Genomic DNA, 1489 nt, shown 5'->3' on the forward strand with positions numbered 1-1489 from the left:
CTAGTACTCTTTCACATATATTTTGATCAGTTGCCCCTACTTAAATTCAGGTAACTGATCTTTTTCAATCAATAATTCAATACTCCTGCTTTTTCCAGTAACTGATGTTATAAATTTCTTCTTCTTAAGAACTGAAATCATTGAATGAACACTTGAAGATGCGGTTCCAAAGTAGCGCTCAAAATCACTTTCAGCAGGCGCAATCCCATTCACTTTTGTGTAGTAATAAATAAATGCTAAATACTGACCTTGCTTTGCTGTAAACAGTGGCGACTCTTCTTTATTCATAATGAACTTTTACCCTAATCAACGATCCTTTAACTCATATAAACTTACTTAATATTGTTATGAACCGAAAGTATATTGTTGAATTATCAGAAGAAGAAAAACAAGAATTAGTAGACTATTGCAAAAAAGGCATGGTCAATGTTCGAAAGTACAAGCGGGCTGCTATTTTGTTAAAAGCTGACCGTTGTAGATATACAACAGAGCAAATATGTGAAGCTGTTCAAGTGAGCTCTTCCACCGTATTTCGAGTCAAACGCCAGTTCGTTGAAGAGAATCTAGCGGCAGCTTTGAATGAAGGTGCACGAAGTGGTGCAATGAGAAAAACTTCTGCGAAAGATGAAGCAACGTTAATCGCCACAGCTTGCACTAAGCCACCAACAGGTCACGCTAGATGGACATTATCTTTACTTGGAGAGCGATTAGTTACATTAACTGATTTAGATAGTATCTCGTATGAAACAATACGGAGGCGTCTTAAAGAAAATGCACTAAAACCATGGCAAAAAAAGATGTGGTGTGTGGCGACAATGGATGCTGAATATATCGCGCGGATGGAACATGTGCTCGAGTTGTATGCTGAGCCAGCAGATGAGTTAAACCCCATAATTAACTTTGATGAGGCGATGAAACAACTTGTAGATGATACTCGACCGGCACAACCAATGAAGCAGGGGCAGACTAAGCGGTTAGATTATGAATATAAACGTGTAGGTGTGGCCAACTTATTTGTATTCTTCGATCGCCATCGAGGATGGCGGCATGTTAAAGCAACAGAAAGAAAGACGAAAATTGACTTTGCTAATTGTATGAGGGATTTAGTTGATCTTCATTATCCACATGCGAACAAAATAAAAGTTGTGTTAGATAACTTATCAACTCATACAGAAGGAGCGTTATATAAAGCATTTTCTCCACAGGAAGCACGCCGGATTTTAAATAAACTAGAATTACATTACACACCAAAACACGCGAGTTGGTTGAACATGGTCGAGATAGAAATTGGTAATATGAATAAGCAATGTTTAGATAGACGTATAGCAAGTATGGAAGAACTAAAGACAGAACTCGCGGCCTGGGAATGGAGCAGGAATAAAGAAAGAACAAGTATAAACTGGCTATTTAATGTTGAATCAGCTCGTGAAAAACTTGAGAGGGCTTATGGTGCCCTCAACTAGTCAGAACTTGTGTGATGAAGTACTAG

2 protein-coding genes are annotated in these 1489 nt (G+C 38.3%); one reads left to right on the plus strand and one right to left on the minus strand.

All coding sequences use genetic code 11. From position 1 onward, the window contains the following. Nucleotides 1–36: 36 nt before the first annotated feature. Nucleotides 37–288 carry a LexA family protein gene (locus L1264_RS21360; RefSeq protein ID WP_175081208.1) on the minus strand — a complete coding sequence of 84 codons (252 nt, stop codon included), beginning with the start codon at nucleotides 286–288 and terminating at the stop codon, nucleotides 37–39. A 59-nt stretch (nucleotides 289–347) separates the two neighbouring features. On the opposite strand from L1264_RS21360, the gene L1264_RS21365 reads away from it, so the two are divergent. Continuing rightward, nucleotides 348–1463, plus strand: a complete 1116-nt coding sequence (locus L1264_RS21365) for an IS630 family transposase (protein WP_199526732.1) — start codon at nucleotides 348–350, stop codon at nucleotides 1461–1463. The last annotated feature ends 26 nt before the right edge of the window (nucleotides 1464–1489 follow it).

It is taken from the genome of Pseudoalteromonas sp. APAL1, assembly GCF_021532475.1.
In the GTDB taxonomy this organism is placed as follows: domain Bacteria; phylum Pseudomonadota; class Gammaproteobacteria; order Enterobacterales; family Alteromonadaceae; genus Pseudoalteromonas; species Pseudoalteromonas lipolytica_C.

Coding starts and splice junctions, on each gene's coding strand:
- L1264_RS21360 (WP_175081208.1), bottom strand. CDS start 288: ATGAATAAAGAAGAGTCGCCACTGTTTACAGCAAAGCAAGGTCAGTAT.
- L1264_RS21365 (WP_199526732.1), top strand. CDS start 348: ATGAACCGAAAGTATATTGTTGAATTATCAGAAGAAGAAAAACAAGAA.